Below are 15,165 nucleotides of genomic sequence, written 5' to 3'. Positions count from 1 at the left end.
CGGCTAAGTACTTAACAAGTTTATTTTAATTGTATTTTGATAATGAATGTTAAGAAGGGAGTATATACGATGTTAAAAGATGAAAAAGCGGTAGTAGTGTTTAGCGGAGGGCAGGATAGTACTACTTGTTTATTCTGGGCATTAAAAACATTTAAAGAAGTAGAGGTTGTTACCTTTAATTATAATCAGCGCCATAAAGAAGAGATTGAATGTGCAAAAAAAATCGCGAAAGACTTACATGTTTACCATCATGTACTGGATATGGCGTTATTAAATCAGCTTGCACCGAATGCACTAACAAGAAACGATATCGAAGTAAAAGAAGGGGAAAACGGAGAATTGCCATCCACTTTTGTACCAGGACGTAATTTACTTTTCCTTTCCTTTGCTGCTGTTTTGGCAAGCCAAATTGGTGCGAAGCATATTATTACAGGTGTTTGCGAAACAGATTTCAGCGGCTATCCTGATTGCCGCGATGCTTTTATCAAATCGCTTAATGTGACGATTAATTTAGCAATGGACAGCCAATTTGTCATCCACACCCCATTAATGTGGCTAGATAAAGCGGAAACGTGGAAGCTTGCAGATGAATTAAAGCAATTAGACTATATTCGAGAACATACATTAACTTGTTATGAAGGCATCATTGGAAATGGTTGTGGAGAATGTCCGGCTTGTAAATTAAGAAAAGCAGGATTAGATAGTTATTTACATTCAAAACAAAAGGTGGAAAAACAGTAATGGACCAAAATATATTCGGCTTTCGAATTGTCGAAGGCCTGCAAAAAATAGATGAAGATATTCAAAGAAATGAATTAAATTATCATAAAAAAAGAGTGCTTGTCAGCAAAGAGTTTACATTTGATGCAGCCCATCATTTGCATTGCTATGAAGGAAAATGTAAAAACTTGCATGGACATACGTATAAAGTCGTATTTGGCATTAGTGGTTTTACAAATGATATTGGTTTAGTCATTGATTTTGGTGACATCAAAAAAATCTGGAAAGAAAAAGTCGAAATCTATCTTGATCATCGCTATCTAAATGAAACATTACCTACAATGAATACAACGGCGGAAAACATGGTGGTCTGGATTTATGAAAAAATGCACGATGCATTAACCAATCCATCTTCTATTTCACAAGGTACACGTTTAGAATTTGTCCGCCTTTATGAAACACCAACAAGTTATGCAGAAGTGAGACGGGAGTGGATGGAAGTTGAATAAAATTCCCGTACTTGAGATTTTCGGTCCAACGATACAAGGAGAAGGCATGGTAATTGGCCGAAAAACGATGTTTGTACGAACTGCAGGCTGTGATTATAAATGTTCCTGGTGTGATTCGGCTTTTACATGGGATGGTTCAGCCAAACAAGATATTCAGCAATTAACAGCGGCGGAAATATGGGAACAATTATCCCTTTTAGGAGGAGCATATTTTGACCATGTTACCATCTCAGGTGGAAATCCTGCCCTCTTAGCAGCTTTAGACAGTTTGATTAATTTATTAAAAGAAAAAGGCATTTCGGTCGCGTTAGAAACGCAAGGAAGCAGATGGCAAGACTGGTTTTATAAAATTGATGATTTAACGATTTCACCAAAACCACCAAGTTCAGGTATGCAAACAAATTTCTGCATTTTAGATACTATTATAACGAACTTACAAGAAAATAATAATGATTTTAGTGTTAAAGTGGTCGTATTTGATGAAGTGGATTTTGCGTATGCAAAAAAAGTCCATGCACGTTATCAACATGTTCCTTTTTATCTTCAAGTAGGAAACGATGATCTTACTAACTCAAATAATGCAGAATTAGGATCAAAATTATTAGAAAAGTACGAATGGCTCATTCAACAAACAATCGAATCAGCGGAAATGAATGATGTGAGAGTATTACCTCAGCTGCATGCACTAGTTTGGGGAAATAAAAGAGGCGTTTAATCTAGGCATTTTGGCAAAAAACCGCCATTACATTCTGACTTTTGAAGGATTTTGTAGAATTCATTCGAAAAATCTTAAAAAAGATTGTATAATAGAAACTTAGGATTGTAGATTCTAAAAAGAGGGAGGACCTTAAACGATGGAATGGACTTTAGCCATTTTGTTTGGTGCAGCCTTACTCCTATTTATTTTGTCGATTGTAAAATCACAACAATCGTCCAAAGCAGAACAACGAGAAATTGATATGATTCACTTTTCTGTACTGGATGAAGTGGAACAGCTGCAAAAACAATTACGAAACGTTGAGCTTGATTTAGAGATAATTGAAAAAAAAGCAGGGATTAAATTATCTTCTAATGAAAGAATCATGATGCGCGAAGTATTAGACTTATTTAAGCGCAACTACTCAATAGAAAGCATTGCTGCAGAAAAAAATCTATCTGAAATGGATGTAGAACATATGCTATCTCCTTTCTTAACAGCAAAAGAGGAAGGGAGAAAAGTCGCAAATGAAGTCTAATATAGTTACTAGCTTCTCAGCAGGACTCCTTTTAGCTACGACAGCATGTGGGATCATGTACTTCTCAAACAAGGGAGAAGCGACAAATGCTCAAACGGAAAACAAAAAAACAGAAGAAACTGCTGTAGCAAAAACACCTACTATTGATGAAATGAAAACTTTACTTGCTTCTTCCGGTTATGTAGTGCAAACAAAAGAAGAGATAGATAAAAAAGATGCTGCGACAGAAGACGAATGGAAGAAAAAAGTCGCAGAGGCAGAAGAATCTGCTAAAAAAGCAAATTCCGATAATAAAGACAATGATGGTAAGGTCGTTTATCGTACGATGATTACCGTAACAAATGGTATGACTAGCATCGATGTTGGACGAGCATTAAAAAGTAGCAAAATCATTAAAGAAAGCGCCTTTGACTTTTCCCGAAAAGTGGATAAAAAAGGGGTTGCCGAATACTTGAAGCCTGGAACATACGAAGTAGATAGTAATATGGAAACAGATAAAATCATTTCCACTATATTCAAAAAACGATAATATTTAAGGATATCCAAAATACACGGATATCCTTTTTATATTAGATGAAAAGCCTTATCGATAGTTAGGAAATACTCTTCTTACAGTTTCAGTAAACTCATTAAACAGTCCACTTATTGGCTGGCCATTTTCAATATCTTGTCCATAATTAGTCATTCGATCAAAAAAATCTGGGTTGGAGGAAACATATACATTGTCAACATCTTTGTCAGCATCTCTAACTTTATCTGCAATTTTTTCCTCGAGTCTATTTGTTACATTGCCTTCTTGGTTTCCAGTTAATTGGACTGCAACAAAAGCATTTTCGTCTGTTTTAAGTACAACTGCTCGTTCCACTTCTTTTAAATCCGTCACCATATCCGCTGCTTTATCTGCTAAATCAAGATTATCAGTTCCTCTATTATTTGTTTTATAACCAACATTCTCAACATCTACATTGCGGTTATTGTTTCTTTCATTCAAGGCAGTGTTATTATCATTAAAATTACAACCTGTCATTATTGCCATAGCCCCAGCTAAAACAAATAATATTTTTGCTATTTTCATTCCAGATCTTCCTTTCTATTTTTACTTCAATATTAATTTTCCCAATTATGCAGATATCATACTTTTCTTGATAAGGAAAAGCACGAATGCTTTTGATAAGGAGTAATATAATAAACATAAGCATAAAACTGAAAATAAAAATTGAGTTAATTCGTTCAAAATAACTGTCTTATTATTTCAAATATTGAATCAAATGAATTAAAATAAAAAATAAGATGAAATCTAGGAGGGAAAAGGCATGAAAAACGTCATCAATCAATTCATTTCTTTAGGAATCGGGGTAGCTGCAGCCAGTAAGGAGCAAGTAGAAAAGCTTGTGAATGACCTTGTAGCTAAAGGAGAAATTAGCAAAAACGAATCAAAAGATATCGTCAATCAATTATTAGAAAAAGGCCAACAAACAAAAAAAGAAATGGATGGTATCATTAAAACAAAAATTCAACAAGCACTAAAAGAGTTGGATGTTGTTACGATGGAAGAATACCGAGAGTTAGAGCGCAGAATCGCTTTGCTTGAGCAGAAGAGTGAATAATTATTTTTTGTTATCTTGGGAGGGATGGAAATGTTCAGCAAAAGAATGAAGCATGCTCATCGTTACCAAGAGATTATTCGAGCTTTACTTCGAAATGGATTTGGCTATATGGTAAAGGACCTAGGTTTAACGGAGGCATTTTCTCCTATTATTAAAAAGATCCGGAAATCACAAACCTCTTATCGGCGTACATTAGGAGAAAGAATTCGTATTGTATTAGAAGAACTAGGACCTACTTTTATTAAATTCGGGCAAGTGATGAGCACAAGACGAGACCTTTTTCCTGAACATATTATCCATGAATTAGAAAAGCTGCAGGATCATGTACCGCCTTTTTCTTTTGCGGAAGTAAACGAAATTATCCAAACAGATTTAGGCGGAACGATTGCTGGGATTTTTACAGAATTTCGTGAAGAACCAATTGCTTCTGCATCCATTGGACAAGTGCATTTCGCCGTCCTTCATACAGGCGAACAAGTAGCGGTAAAAGTGCAGCGGCCAAATATTACGAAAATTGTTAACACGGATCTGGAAATAATAAAAGATCTGCTGCAATTAGCTAAATCCAAACTAGAATGGACGAAAAAATATCCAATAACAGAGCTTCTCGATGAATTTTCCAGCTCTTTACGAGAAGAATTGAATTTTACAATTGAAGGAAGAAATGCAGAAAAAATAGGAAAACAATTCAAATCGAGCGCAATTGTCCATATACCTGCTATTTTTTGGAATTATTCAACCGAAAGATTGTTAACAATGGAGTTTTTAGACGGGATAAAAATCAATGATCTAAAAAGGATGGAAGAATTGGGGTATAACCGTAAAAAAGTCGCCGAAAAATTTGCAAACAGCCTTCTTCAGCAAATGTTAGAATACGGCTTCTTTCACGGTGATCCTCACCCAGGAAACATCCTTATTTTACCAGGAGAAAAAATTGGTTTACTAGATTTCGGCATGGTTGGCAAATTAAGTACAGAAATGAAATACCAATTTGTTTCGTTAGTCATTTCATTAAAAAGAGGAAACAATGACAGTATTATCAAGGTTCTGTCTCAAATGGGAATATTGCCTGATGACATAACCTTACCTACTATTCGGTTCGATATTGAAAAAATGCGGGACAAGTACTACGATATTCCCCTTAGTCAAGTAAGTTTTGGTGAAATCATTCACGATTTTTTTCAAATTGCCCAACGTCATCAAATTCAAATACCAGCTGAATTAATGATTCTAGGAAAGTCGCTTATGACGTTAGAAGGAATTGTCGAGTTTCTTGATCCGAGCTGCAATATTATGGGGTTAGCTGAACCATTTGCTGAACAGTTGGCAAAAGAACGATTCCACCCAAAAAACTTGGCGGAAAATGCCTGGCACCATCTAAATGATTATGCAGAATTGCTGTCCACTTTTCCAAAAAGTATGAAAGAATTATCAACGGCCATTAGAAAAGGGAAGCTTCGTTTTGAAATTTCCACTCCGGAATTACATATGATATTAAAAAAGATGGATCAAATCTCCAATCGCTTATCGCTAAGCATCGTGTTGCTTGCCTTTAGCATTTTGATGGTGGGCTTAATCGTCGGATCCTCCATCAGCAGACAATCCACCATCCTATGGAAAATTCCAGCAATCGAAATCGGATTTGTGGTGGCAGGATTGATGTTTTTTTGGCTAATTATCTCTATTTTTCGGTCAGGGAAGTTTTGAAAAATCGTTATTAATTCATGAATACCAAGAATTGTGAGCTTTTTCTCTACAAAGGAGGAAAAGCTTTTTGATGTTGTTTCAAAATAGGGTACAGCCACATTTCTTACATAAATACCCAATTTAATATAATAAATGGAAAGGTTTCAAAAAAATTCTTGACCTAGAGTAAACTCTAGCTATTATAATAAACAGCATCTTACTGAAAGAAAGGATGGAAAAAACATGTTGAATATCAAAGGGAAAGTAGTCGTTTTAACAGGAGCATCTAGTGGAATTGGTGAAGCAACAGCTAAAGTGCTTGCCAAAAATGGTGCTAAAGTAGTTCTTGCTGCTAGACGTAGGGAGCGATTACAAGCCCTGAAGGAAAATATAAACAAACAAGGTGGAACAGCTGAATTCAAGGTAACAGATGTAACTTCCCAAAAGGAAGTAGAAGAGCTTGCACATTTTGCTTTTAATACCTTTGGACAAATTGATGTGCTGATCAACAATGCAGGCATCATGCCTCTTTCATATTTACACGAAAGAAAAGTAGCGGAATGGGACCAGATGATTGATGTTAATATCAAAGGTGTACTTTATGGTATTGGTGCTGTTCTTCCATACATGCGAAACAAAAAACGCGGTCATATAATTGATGTATCTTCGGTTACAGGACATATCGTAAACAAGTCATGGGCTGTCTACTCAGGTACAAAGTTTGCTGTACGAGCAATCACAGAAGCTCTAAGACAAGAAGAAGCAATAAATAATATTCGCACGACGATTATTTGTCCTGGAGCGGTGGCAACAGAGTTGGTGAATACTGTTACTAATGAAGAAATCAAAAAAAATATTGAGGAGGGTTTGCAAATTGCAATACCTCCTGAAGCTATTGCAAATGCAATCCAGTATGCCATTTCTCAACCAGAAAATACCGCTATAAACGAAATGATTGTAAGACCAACGAATCAAGAATTATAAATGGGGGTTAAAACACGGGCTATACAATCGGTCAATCCGAAGCAAAAGGAATCTATTCATATTTTGCGATATTATGAGAATGAAGGGATTATGCCTTTTATAAAACGCAATGACAATGGAATACGGATTTATGAAAAAGAAGAATTGGATCTATACGCTGTCTTCGAGCGACGGATTAGCCGTTAAAAATTGGAAGAAGTTTGTTTCTCTTATTATGCAGGGAAATAAGACTATTGCTTACTTTCAATTAATTAATCTTTTTAATTTTACCACTAAGTTCCACTATTATTTCAGTAAATTAAGATAGTATTATATATCTTATGTGCAGATAGAAAAATAGGAGGAACAGTTTAATAGTGAAAAAGATTTTTAGTTTTTTAATTATTTTTTTAATAGTAGCAAGCCTTCTACCTAGCAAAGGAGTGGCAGTCTCTAATTCTCTAACTATTGGTTCTGTCAAAGTAGACAAAGTCAATGTATATAGTTCAGCAAAATTAAGTTCACAAATATTAACTGTGCTGAACAAAGGGGAAGAATATCCAATTATCACTTCAGTCGCAGGGGATTCTACAAGTTCGATTACTCATACAGTTGTTGCTGGCAACACATTATGGATTATTGCAAATCAATATGGAACAACAGTAAGTGAAATACAAAAAGTAAACAAACTAAAAACTACGCACATTACCGTTGGCCAAAAATTAAAAATTCCACAGAAATATACTACTCACACAGTTGTTTCTGGAGATACATTATGGAAAATTTCTCGTAAATACAGTGTAATCGTAAATGATTTAACAAAGGTAAATTCTCTCCGTACGACAAAACTTACGATTGGGAAAAAAATTAAAATTCCGATTTATTATTACCAAGTTCAATTACTTGGCGGAAAAAAAGGATGGATTAAAAAGTCCCTTGTTCAAGCGTCAACTAAAGACCGTATCATTATGGGATGGAATTATAATGGAACGACAGAAAGCTACATCCAACAATTGCAAAATAAAAAAAATCTAGAGGTAGTATCACCACGTTGGTTTTCGTTAAATAGTTCAGAAAATGTAGTGACTGTTTCTGCCAATGCTAAGTACGTTCAAGCTGCACACGCATCAGGAAAACAAGTATGGCCGTTGCTTGGAAATAAATTTGATCCAGTTTTAACGGATTCAATCATAAGCAATCCTCAAAATCGCCAAAAGCTTGTTTTAACATTACGTGATTCCTTGATCCAAAGCAATAGTGATGGAATAAATGTAGATTTTGAAAACATAGATATAAAAAACAAACAAGATTTTGTCCTATTTATTAGTGAGCTAAAAACTGCTCTTAAACCCTCTGGAATTGTAGTTTCTGTAGATGTTACCCGTACAAACAACGATCCATTTTGGTCAGGGAGTTTTGATCGCAAGGAACTTGGAAAGATAGCTGATTACATTATTATGATGGGTTATGATGAGTATTGGTCAGGAGGAACTCAGTCAGGTTCGGTTGCTACCTTGCCTTGGGTTGAAGAAGGAATTCAACTGTTGATGAGCGATGTACCATCTCATAAAATCATTCTTGGTGTCCCATTTTTTACAAGAGAATGGGTTACCAATTTATCCACTAATAAAGTAAAAAGTATAGACCGAACAATGACCGAAGTGAACCAAATTATTGCTGCAAATGGCTTGCAGGAAGTATGGGATGAAAAAGCTTCCCAAAATTATGTTGAATTCATTGCGAATGGAGAAAAACATCAAATATGGGTTGAAGACAAACAGTCACTAGAACTTAGGCTAAATATTGTAAAACAAAATCATTTAGCTGGAGCTGCAGCATGGTATATTGGTTCTGAAACTCCAGATATTTGGGATATTTTTCATTTTAATCAATAATAAGTTTAAATATCGTTTCATCTAATGCTCGGATAAAGTTATCCGGGCTTTTTTTTGTATACAATAATTTGTCTCTATGTAAATAAAGATAGTATCACAGCTAAGGAAAAGAATTACTTTAAAAATCCAAATAACAAATTACAAATTATAATATTTGTCATTTGTTATTTGTTATGTTAATCTCAAATCAGGAGGTGAGAGCAGCAATATTTTATTGCTGATTATGGAAAAGAAAAATACTATTTTAAGTAAAAAAGACATTCTAGATGCAGCCGAAAAAACATTTCGTCACTATGGACCGAAAAAAACATCTGTAACTGATATAGCAAAATTGTTAAATGTAAGTCATGGAACGATTTATAGACATTATTCCAGTAAAACCGTATTAAGAGAAGCTGTAACAGAGAGATGGTTGGAAGAAGAAATTATTGCTCCTCTGCAAGCTCTCATCAATTCTGAAGCAGCAGATTCAGAAGAATTATTGAAAACATATTTACTTCACTTAATTTCTCTTAAGCAAAATCATGCCCTAAATGATGAAGAAATGTTTGAAATGTATGCAGAAGTGACAGCTGAATCAGCTGCTCTTATTCAACATCACGTTAATTGCATTATCGAACAATTAATCTTCGTCATCGAAAAAGGGATTAATGCAAATATCATAAAAGAAGTAAAGGATAAAAATAAGTTAGCACGATCTATTTTTTTCGCAACGGCAAGATTTCATCATCCTTCTCATGCGTATGAATGGAAGAGCAAAACAATTAATGAAGAGTTCGATCAAGTATGGGATTTAATAAAAGAAGGCTTTAAAAAAGTATAAAATCCGGTAAGCAACAAAAATAAGAGAAAGAAGGGATTATACATGACGACAAATATAAGCGGAAAAGTAGCGATTGTGACAGGGTCTTCAAGAGGAATAGGAAGGGCAATAGCTGAACAATTAGCAAGTTTAGGAGCTAAGGTTGTAGTTAATTATTCCAGTAGTCGCAAAAAAGCAGACGAAGTTGTAAAAAGCATTCAAGAGAAAGGCGGGGAAGCGATTGCATTAAAAGCAGATATTGGTAATATAAGTGATCTTGAAAACTTATTCGCTGGAACTATTCGTGCTTTCGGAAAATTAGATATTTTAGTTAATAATGCTGGTTTAATGGTAAACAAACCTCTTTTAGAAGTGACAGAAGCAGATTTTGACCAGCATTTTGCTATTAATGCAAAAGGTACTTTCTTCGCTTGTCAATTGGCAATGAAGCATATGGAGAAAGAGGGGCGTATTGTGAATTTATCCACTTCTGTAAACGGGCAGATGTTCCCTTCCTACAGTGTCTATGCTGGAACAAAAGGAGCTGTTGAACAATTCACAAGACAGCTTGCAAAAGAATTTGGACCTAAACAAATCACAATCAATGCAGTTGCACCAGGGCCAGTTAACACAGCGCTTTTCACATTTGGCAAATCTGAGCAACAAATTGAAGGGATAAAGAAGTTGAATGCTTTTAACCGCATTGGTGAACCAGAAGATATCACGGATGTCATAGCATTTCTAGTAAGCAAGCAATCACAATGGATAACAGGTCAAACAATTCGAGTTAATGGTGGGTTTATTTAATAGATTAAAAGTTCAGTTATAAGTCCTTCTGCCTTTTTTGACCTACAAGGGCCAAGTGCAGGCTCTTACCAAAAAAAGAAAGGATCATATTCTCGTTAATGCTAAAGGGAAAAGCTATCGTTCCATCAAATAAAAAGATGTTTTTCCTGTATATAACGAAAGGACAATCTATTTATGAAATAATATTTAGAGTAACAAAGAAAGAGATCGATAATATGCTGAGAAAATATCATACAAAAGAAAAGACTATGTTTTTTTTCCGAAAAGTAGGTAAAGAAGAAATAAAGAAAACTAAGTATTTGCCTGATTACGGATGGACTTTCAATTGGTTGCACTAAGTCTAGGAGTGATGCTAAGGTGCAAAGAGATATTGAAAGATTCGGCAATGCTTTTCCCAATGGTGTATTTGCCTTTCCACCAAGTTCAGAAGCACCAAAAGTAAAGATTAGAGCATTAGGAGAGTATTGTAAAGCTAAAGGTATCGAACCAAACGATTTAAGCCCTAAAGAAATGGAGCAATTTTTATATTTTGAGTAAGATAAGAAAGGAAAAGTCCGTACATATAGGGGCTTTTTTATTGAATATGCAAATAATCTATTCTATTTTTTGAAATTGTATTCACTCCAAAATTATAATAAGTAAATGAATAGGTTTCACACTGAAAACATAAGTGGTAAAGTCAAAAAGGAGAAGGAGTGAAAGTGAAATGATGAAAAAATATGTTATAGAAGAGGTGTCCATTCCTAAAAATTCCTTGGCAAGCCAAGCTTTTACTTATAAACATTATTCAGATGCATATAAGGCTCTACTACCTGATAAGGCAGATTTTGATGTAGATACAATAACGCGGTTGTTTTTCACTTCTGTTCCTTCTTGGGTTTCTCATTTAATGATGGTGCGAGATAAAATAGTTAGGCTTATTGGGTTAAAGACATCTAATCGGTTTGAAGTACAAAATATGACATTTGAGCAGGGAAGCAATACGGGAATATTTCATGTCAAGAATCGTTCATCTAATGAAATATTGCTAGGGGAAGATGATCGTCATTTGAATTTTCGTATGTCCATTTTATTAAACGAAGGGAATGGATCAACATATGTAACGGTATCGACTGTAGTTTATATGAATAATTGGTTAGGAAGACTGTATTTTTTTATGATAAGTAAAATTCACAAATTCCTCGTCCCTGTCCTGTTAAAGAATATGATACTAAATATAAACAGGATGTGATAGCATGAAACACGCTTTAGTAGTTGGTGGTACAGGAATGTTATCAAATGTATCTTTATGGTTAATGAACAACGGATATCACGTATCTGTAATTGGTCGAAACCCAGAAAAAATGAAGCGTCTCATAGAAAGAGCTGAAAATGATTGTTTGATTACACCAATTTTGGTTGATTATCAAAATGAAAACGAGCTTAATGAAAAAATGGAATTTATCATTAATAAAAACGGTGAGATTGATTTACTGATTGCTTGGATACACTCTTACGCGAAAAATGCACTGGAAATTATTTTAAAACACAATTCTATAAACCATAACCAGTGGACTTTACTTCATATTTTAGGAAGTAGTTCAGATTTATTAAACATTAAGAGAAATATTAAAGTACCAGCTAATTGTTTTTATAGAATCGTACAGCTAGGTTTTATTATTGAAAATAATTATTCGAGATGGTTGACACACGAGGAGATTTCGAATGGAGTAATTAAAGCAATTGATAATGCGAATACAATAAATATTATAGGTGTTACAGAGCCTAGGGAAAAGCGTCCATAATTATAAGTTTGAATTACAAGAATACTAACATCGAAAATAGAAACAGAATACGGATAGATTTGACTAAAAAAATTGCTGTATACTATATTAGAATATATATAATTGTGTTCAAATGGGAGAGCTTTGTTGTCTACTGGGGTAACGACGTGACGAAGTAAATCGATAATTAGGCTTCTCGAACTTTTTGAACAACTTTTATATGGAATGTTAATGAAATCATTCGTGCAACGATGGAGTCTGTTCCTTCCAATTGGAAAATCGTAAAAAATCCTTCGATTCACACATGGATAAAACTTTTAACGCTGTGAAAGTATCTTCCATGCCAGAAATAGAGGAAGTGCAAGAAACGAATTGAGACGCTGACGGGGTATTTGTTGCAGGTTGGTGTGTAAGTAAATATGACAATTAGAGAGGTTTGAATGGGAAAGACAAGACGTGGCCATTATTGTAGAGGATGTGGATGTTATCGACCTAATGAACAATTTAGTGGAAAAGGACATCGTCAACATCTATGTAAAAATTGTAAAAAATCTAGAAGAAAAGAGATAAAGAAAAATATTTCCAATAATTTTGAAGAATGGGACTCTATTATTGAATCAGATGAACATTTTGCATTTATCGTCGATTATACAGAAGGTGGAGCACCTATTGGCATTACCCATGAAGAATGGGAAGAAATTGAACGAAATGAAAATAATAGGAGTGAGGAGCAAGTTTTAATTACTGTCCCAAAAGACGTAGCTTCCAAACTGAAATCGATAAACAGTCAGCAATCAATAGACGAAGCAATTCATACTTCTTTTGCGATTACTTTATTTTTGGCAAATAGAATATCCATTGAAAGAGCAGCATACATAGCAGATTGTCACGTAAATGACTTTATTCACCTTTTACAGCAAAATCAGATTCCTTGGAATATAGATGAAAAATCAGGAAATGAAGACTATCAGCGAAGTATTAATGATTTATTAGTCAAAATTGATAATATAATAGAGAGAGAATGATGAAATATAAATAAACCGAAATATTTAATGCTATACTTGAGTCAAAAGGATATACGTATTGCTACTTTATCAAAACTTTGTTAGGGGGTCTTATTAGTGAATAATAAAGAAAACGTAATTTTAATTGCCTCCGCTCCAAAAGGATATGGACAAAAAGTTGTAACAAATCGATTGAATCAAATGAGCGAGATAGAGCAAGTTTACAAAATAAACTGTCCAATATTAAAAATTCATCACGCTACGTCAAATAAACAGTGACCAACTTTACATTTTTGTAAAGTTGGTCTTTTTATGTAGACCCAACAAATGATGGAGAAGTTTGATAAAAAAATCTTATTCTTATTGATGAGATGGTAGAATGTGAAAGGGGAATTTCTTTCGGAAAATAACAACAAAACATGGGCATTTTCTATGTAGGTAAAGCAAAAACAGAAAATTTTTGAATGCGGGATTTACTTTATTCTAGCTTTGTGATACCAATTTTTTTGATAAAAATGTCTGTTCGTTACTTATTTCAATCAATCCATATAAAACGCTACTAGTCTGAAATTTCATGTATAATGAACATATTCAGATTTTGCATAAGATATTTCCATTTGGAGAATTCTATATATAAGTTGAATAATAATATAAAAAGAGGTTAATACATGATTGAAAGTAATTTTGAGGAATTTCCATTAAGCAATGAAATAAAAAGAGCACTTACTGTGTTAAAGTACGAAACTCTTACAGAAGTTCAACGTGAAGTTTTGCCAAAAGCATTGAATAATCAAGATCTTGTCGTGAAATCTCAAACAGGCAGCGGGAAAACGGCCTCCTTTGGTATACCTATTTGCGAAATGATAGATTGGGAGGAAAAAAAGCCACAAGCATTAATTCTTACACCAACTCGGGAGCTTGCTGTTCAAGTACGTGAAGACTTAACAAACATCGGCAGGTTTAAACGAATTAAAGCGATGGCCGTTTATGGAAAAGAGCCCTTTTCGAAACAAAAGGAAGAATTAAAACAAAAAACGCATGTTGTTGTCGGTACACCTGGTCGTGTGATTGACCATATTGAAAGAGGAACCCTTCCTTTAGACAACATAAAGTATTTTATCATTGATGAAACCGATGAAATGCTAAATATGGGGTTTATTGATGAGGTAGAAGCAATTATAAAAGAACTTCCTTCGAATAGAGTGACAATGGTATTTTCTGCAACATTGCCAAAAGATGTTGAAAATCTCTGTCATCAATATATGAAAAATCCTATTCATATTGAAATTAATGCTAACCAAATAACAACGAATACAATTGAACATCGATTAATCGAAGTGAAAGAAGAAGAAAAAATTTCCTTGCTTAAAGACGTAACAGTGGTTGAAAACCCAGATAGCTGTATTATTTTTTGTAGAACAAAAGAACATGTTGATTCCGTGTTTAATGACCTGGAAGAAGCCAATTATGCTTGTGAAAAACTACATGGTGGATTAGATCAAGAAGATCGCTTTGCCGTTATGGATGGTTTCAAAATCGGGAATTTCCGTTACCTTGTCGCAACGGATGTAGCTGCAAGGGGAATTGATATTGACAATGTAACGCTTGTTATTAACTATGATGTTCCAATGGAGAAAGAGAGCTATGTTCATCGAACAGGAAGAACTGGTCGTGCTGGTAATAAAGGAAGAGCGATTACGTTTGCAACTCCGTTTGAAGGAAAATTTATTAAAGCAATTGAAAACTATATTGGCTTCGACATACAAAAAATGGAAGCTCCATTACAAGAAGATGTAGCTAAAGGAAAAGCTGCATTCGAAGAAAAAATGAATGGACGCCGACTTGTTAAAAACAACAAAACGGCACGAATAAACAAAGATATTATGAAGCTGCATTTCAATGGCGGAAAAAAGAAAAAGCTGCGAGCAGTCGATTTTGTTGGAACTATCGCGAAAATTCCTGGAGTAACAGCAGATGATATTGGAATTATCACGATACAGGAACAGTTAACCTATGTCGATATACTGAATGGCAAAGGTTCATTAGTCTTACAGGCTATGCAAACGACAACAATCAAAGGAAAGAAAGTGAAGGTTAGCAAAGCAATTAAGTAATGCAATCAAACATAAATAATGAGCTTCAAATTATATAAACAAAAATCAAGCACAGTTCTT

The 15,165-nt window shown here is 34.3% G+C and carries 19 protein-coding genes; 18 read left to right on the top strand and 1 reads right to left on the bottom strand.

Annotated features, from left to right (window positions below):
* Positions 1 to 69 precede the first annotated feature (69 nt).
* The 5 genes from queC to ACTYA4_RS00845 all read left to right on the top strand — a co-directional run bounded on the left by queC (position 70) and on the right by ACTYA4_RS00845 (position 2,993).
* Positions 70 to 741, top strand: a complete 672-nt coding sequence (gene queC, locus ACTYA4_RS00865) for a 7-cyano-7-deazaguanine synthase QueC (RefSeq protein WP_443479648.1) — start codon at positions 70 to 72, stop codon at positions 739 to 741.
* Positions 741 to 1,229, top strand: a complete 489-nt coding sequence (gene queD, locus ACTYA4_RS00860; RefSeq protein ID WP_443479647.1) for a 6-carboxytetrahydropterin synthase QueD — start codon at positions 741 to 743, stop codon at positions 1,227 to 1,229. Before queC ends, queD begins: the two co-directional genes overlap by 1 nt.
* The gene (queE, locus tag ACTYA4_RS00855; protein WP_443479646.1) at positions 1,222 to 1,944 is read left to right on the top strand and encodes a 7-carboxy-7-deazaguanine synthase QueE; all 723 of its coding nucleotides are present in this window, start codon (positions 1,222 to 1,224) and stop codon (positions 1,942 to 1,944) included. The genes queD and queE overlap by 8 nt, the downstream gene beginning before the upstream one ends.
* A gap of 139 nt (positions 1,945 to 2,083) precedes the next feature.
* A complete protein-coding gene (locus tag ACTYA4_RS00850; protein ID WP_443479645.1) occupies positions 2,084 to 2,464 on the top strand; it encodes a hypothetical protein in 381 nt (126 codons plus the stop codon).
* Positions 2,454 to 2,993, top strand: a complete 540-nt coding sequence (locus tag ACTYA4_RS00845) for an aminodeoxychorismate lyase (RefSeq protein WP_443479644.1) — start codon at positions 2,454 to 2,456, stop codon at positions 2,991 to 2,993. Before ACTYA4_RS00850 ends, ACTYA4_RS00845 begins: the two co-directional genes overlap by 11 nt.
* A gap of 54 nt (positions 2,994 to 3,047) precedes the next feature.
* Here the strand turns inward: ACTYA4_RS00845 and ACTYA4_RS00840 are convergent, their stop codons facing one another.
* Entirely contained in the window at positions 3,048 to 3,539 is a 492-nt protein-coding gene (locus ACTYA4_RS00840; RefSeq protein WP_443479643.1) for a YhcN/YlaJ family sporulation lipoprotein, read from the bottom strand.
* A gap of 238 nt (positions 3,540 to 3,777) precedes the next feature.
* On the opposite strand from ACTYA4_RS00840, the gene ACTYA4_RS00835 reads away from it, so the two are divergent.
* From ACTYA4_RS00835 to ACTYA4_RS00775, 13 genes are all read left to right on the top strand, one after another.
* Positions 3,778 to 4,071: a phasin family protein gene (locus ACTYA4_RS00835; protein ID WP_443479642.1), complete on the top strand. Its 294-nt coding sequence runs from the start codon at positions 3,778 to 3,780 to the stop codon at positions 4,069 to 4,071.
* A 30-nt stretch (positions 4,072 to 4,101) separates the two neighbouring features.
* The gene (locus ACTYA4_RS00830; protein ID WP_443479641.1) at positions 4,102 to 5,778 is read left to right on the top strand and encodes an ABC1 kinase family protein; all 1,677 of its coding nucleotides are present in this window, start codon (positions 4,102 to 4,104) and stop codon (positions 5,776 to 5,778) included.
* A gap of 222 nt (positions 5,779 to 6,000) precedes the next feature.
* Complete coding sequence (locus tag ACTYA4_RS00825; RefSeq protein WP_443479640.1) at positions 6,001 to 6,741, top strand: SDR family oxidoreductase; 741 nt, start codon at positions 6,001 to 6,003, stop codon at positions 6,739 to 6,741.
* Positions 6,742 to 6,927 (top strand): MerR family DNA-binding transcriptional regulator, encoded by a 186-nt coding sequence (locus ACTYA4_RS00820; protein WP_443479639.1) that lies wholly within the window; start codon positions 6,742 to 6,744, stop codon positions 6,925 to 6,927. It begins immediately after the preceding gene.
* 170 nt (positions 6,928 to 7,097) lie between these two features.
* Positions 7,098 to 8,615 carry a LysM peptidoglycan-binding domain-containing protein gene (locus ACTYA4_RS00815; protein ID WP_443479638.1) on the top strand — a complete coding sequence of 506 codons (1,518 nt, stop codon included), beginning with the start codon at positions 7,098 to 7,100 and terminating at the stop codon, positions 8,613 to 8,615.
* 223 nt (positions 8,616 to 8,838) lie between these two features.
* Entirely contained in the window at positions 8,839 to 9,438 is a 600-nt protein-coding gene (locus ACTYA4_RS00810; protein WP_443479800.1) for a TetR/AcrR family transcriptional regulator, read from the top strand.
* 42 nt (positions 9,439 to 9,480) lie between these two features.
* Positions 9,481 to 10,224 (top strand): SDR family oxidoreductase, encoded by a 744-nt coding sequence (locus ACTYA4_RS00805; RefSeq protein WP_443479637.1) that lies wholly within the window; start codon positions 9,481 to 9,483, stop codon positions 10,222 to 10,224.
* A gap of 357 nt (positions 10,225 to 10,581) precedes the next feature.
* Positions 10,582 to 10,761: a protein-tyrosine phosphatase family protein gene (locus ACTYA4_RS00800; RefSeq protein ID WP_443479636.1), complete on the top strand. Its 180-nt coding sequence runs from the start codon at positions 10,582 to 10,584 to the stop codon at positions 10,759 to 10,761.
* A gap of 169 nt (positions 10,762 to 10,930) precedes the next feature.
* A complete protein-coding gene (locus tag ACTYA4_RS00795) occupies positions 10,931 to 11,455 on the top strand; it encodes a DUF2867 domain-containing protein (protein WP_443479635.1) in 525 nt (174 codons plus the stop codon).
* A 4-nt stretch (positions 11,456 to 11,459) separates the two neighbouring features.
* Entirely contained in the window at positions 11,460 to 12,008 is a 549-nt protein-coding gene (locus ACTYA4_RS00790; RefSeq protein ID WP_443479634.1) for a short-chain dehydrogenase, read from the top strand.
* Between the two features lie 419 nt (positions 12,009 to 12,427).
* Positions 12,428 to 13,012, top strand: coding sequence for a UPF0175 family protein (locus ACTYA4_RS00785; protein WP_443479633.1), 585 nt, complete (start codon positions 12,428 to 12,430; stop codon positions 13,010 to 13,012).
* Positions 13,013 to 13,108: 96 nt separating this feature from the next.
* Positions 13,109 to 13,270: a hypothetical protein gene (locus tag ACTYA4_RS00780; RefSeq protein ID WP_443479632.1), complete on the top strand. Its 162-nt coding sequence runs from the start codon at positions 13,109 to 13,111 to the stop codon at positions 13,268 to 13,270.
* A 389-nt stretch (positions 13,271 to 13,659) separates the two neighbouring features.
* Complete coding sequence (locus ACTYA4_RS00775; RefSeq protein ID WP_443479631.1) at positions 13,660 to 15,105, top strand: DEAD/DEAH box helicase; 1,446 nt, start codon at positions 13,660 to 13,662, stop codon at positions 15,103 to 15,105.
* Positions 15,106 to 15,165 lie beyond the last annotated feature (60 nt).

The organism is Niallia yueguangensis (assembly GCF_052663115.1).
Note: the sequence above shows the minus strand (reverse complement) of the source record. Positions and strands in the feature narration are given on the sequence as shown.

Bases quoted from the DNA above. Each gene is read 5' to 3' on its own strand.
- ACTYA4_RS00785 (WP_443479633.1), top strand. From the start codon at position 12,428: ATGGGAAAGACAAGACGTGGCCATTATTGTAGAGGATGTGGATGTTAT.
- ACTYA4_RS00775 (WP_443479631.1), top strand. From the start codon at position 13,660: ATGATTGAAAGTAATTTTGAGGAATTTCCATTAAGCAATGAAATAAAA.
- ACTYA4_RS00850 (WP_443479645.1), top strand. From the start codon at position 2,084: ATGGAATGGACTTTAGCCATTTTGTTTGGTGCAGCCTTACTCCTATTT.
- ACTYA4_RS00795 (WP_443479635.1), top strand. From the start codon at position 10,931: ATGATGAAAAAATATGTTATAGAAGAGGTGTCCATTCCTAAAAATTCC.
- ACTYA4_RS00825 (WP_443479640.1), top strand. From the start codon at position 6,001: ATGTTGAATATCAAAGGGAAAGTAGTCGTTTTAACAGGAGCATCTAGT.
- ACTYA4_RS00820 (WP_443479639.1), top strand. From the start codon at position 6,742: ATGGGGGTTAAAACACGGGCTATACAATCGGTCAATCCGAAGCAAAAG.
- queD (WP_443479647.1), top strand. From the start codon at position 741: ATGGACCAAAATATATTCGGCTTTCGAATTGTCGAAGGCCTGCAAAAA.
- ACTYA4_RS00805 (WP_443479637.1), top strand. From the start codon at position 9,481: ATGACGACAAATATAAGCGGAAAAGTAGCGATTGTGACAGGGTCTTCA.
- ACTYA4_RS00835 (WP_443479642.1), top strand. From the start codon at position 3,778: ATGAAAAACGTCATCAATCAATTCATTTCTTTAGGAATCGGGGTAGCT.
- ACTYA4_RS00830 (WP_443479641.1), top strand. From the start codon at position 4,102: ATGTTCAGCAAAAGAATGAAGCATGCTCATCGTTACCAAGAGATTATT.
- ACTYA4_RS00845 (WP_443479644.1), top strand. From the start codon at position 2,454: ATGAAGTCTAATATAGTTACTAGCTTCTCAGCAGGACTCCTTTTAGCT.
- queC (WP_443479648.1), top strand. From the start codon at position 70: ATGTTAAAAGATGAAAAAGCGGTAGTAGTGTTTAGCGGAGGGCAGGAT.
- ACTYA4_RS00790 (WP_443479634.1), top strand. From the start codon at position 11,460: ATGAAACACGCTTTAGTAGTTGGTGGTACAGGAATGTTATCAAATGTA.
- ACTYA4_RS00840 (WP_443479643.1), bottom strand. From the start codon at position 3,539: ATGAAAATAGCAAAAATATTATTTGTTTTAGCTGGGGCTATGGCAATA.
- ACTYA4_RS00810 (WP_443479800.1), top strand. From the start codon at position 8,839: ATGGAAAAGAAAAATACTATTTTAAGTAAAAAAGACATTCTAGATGCA.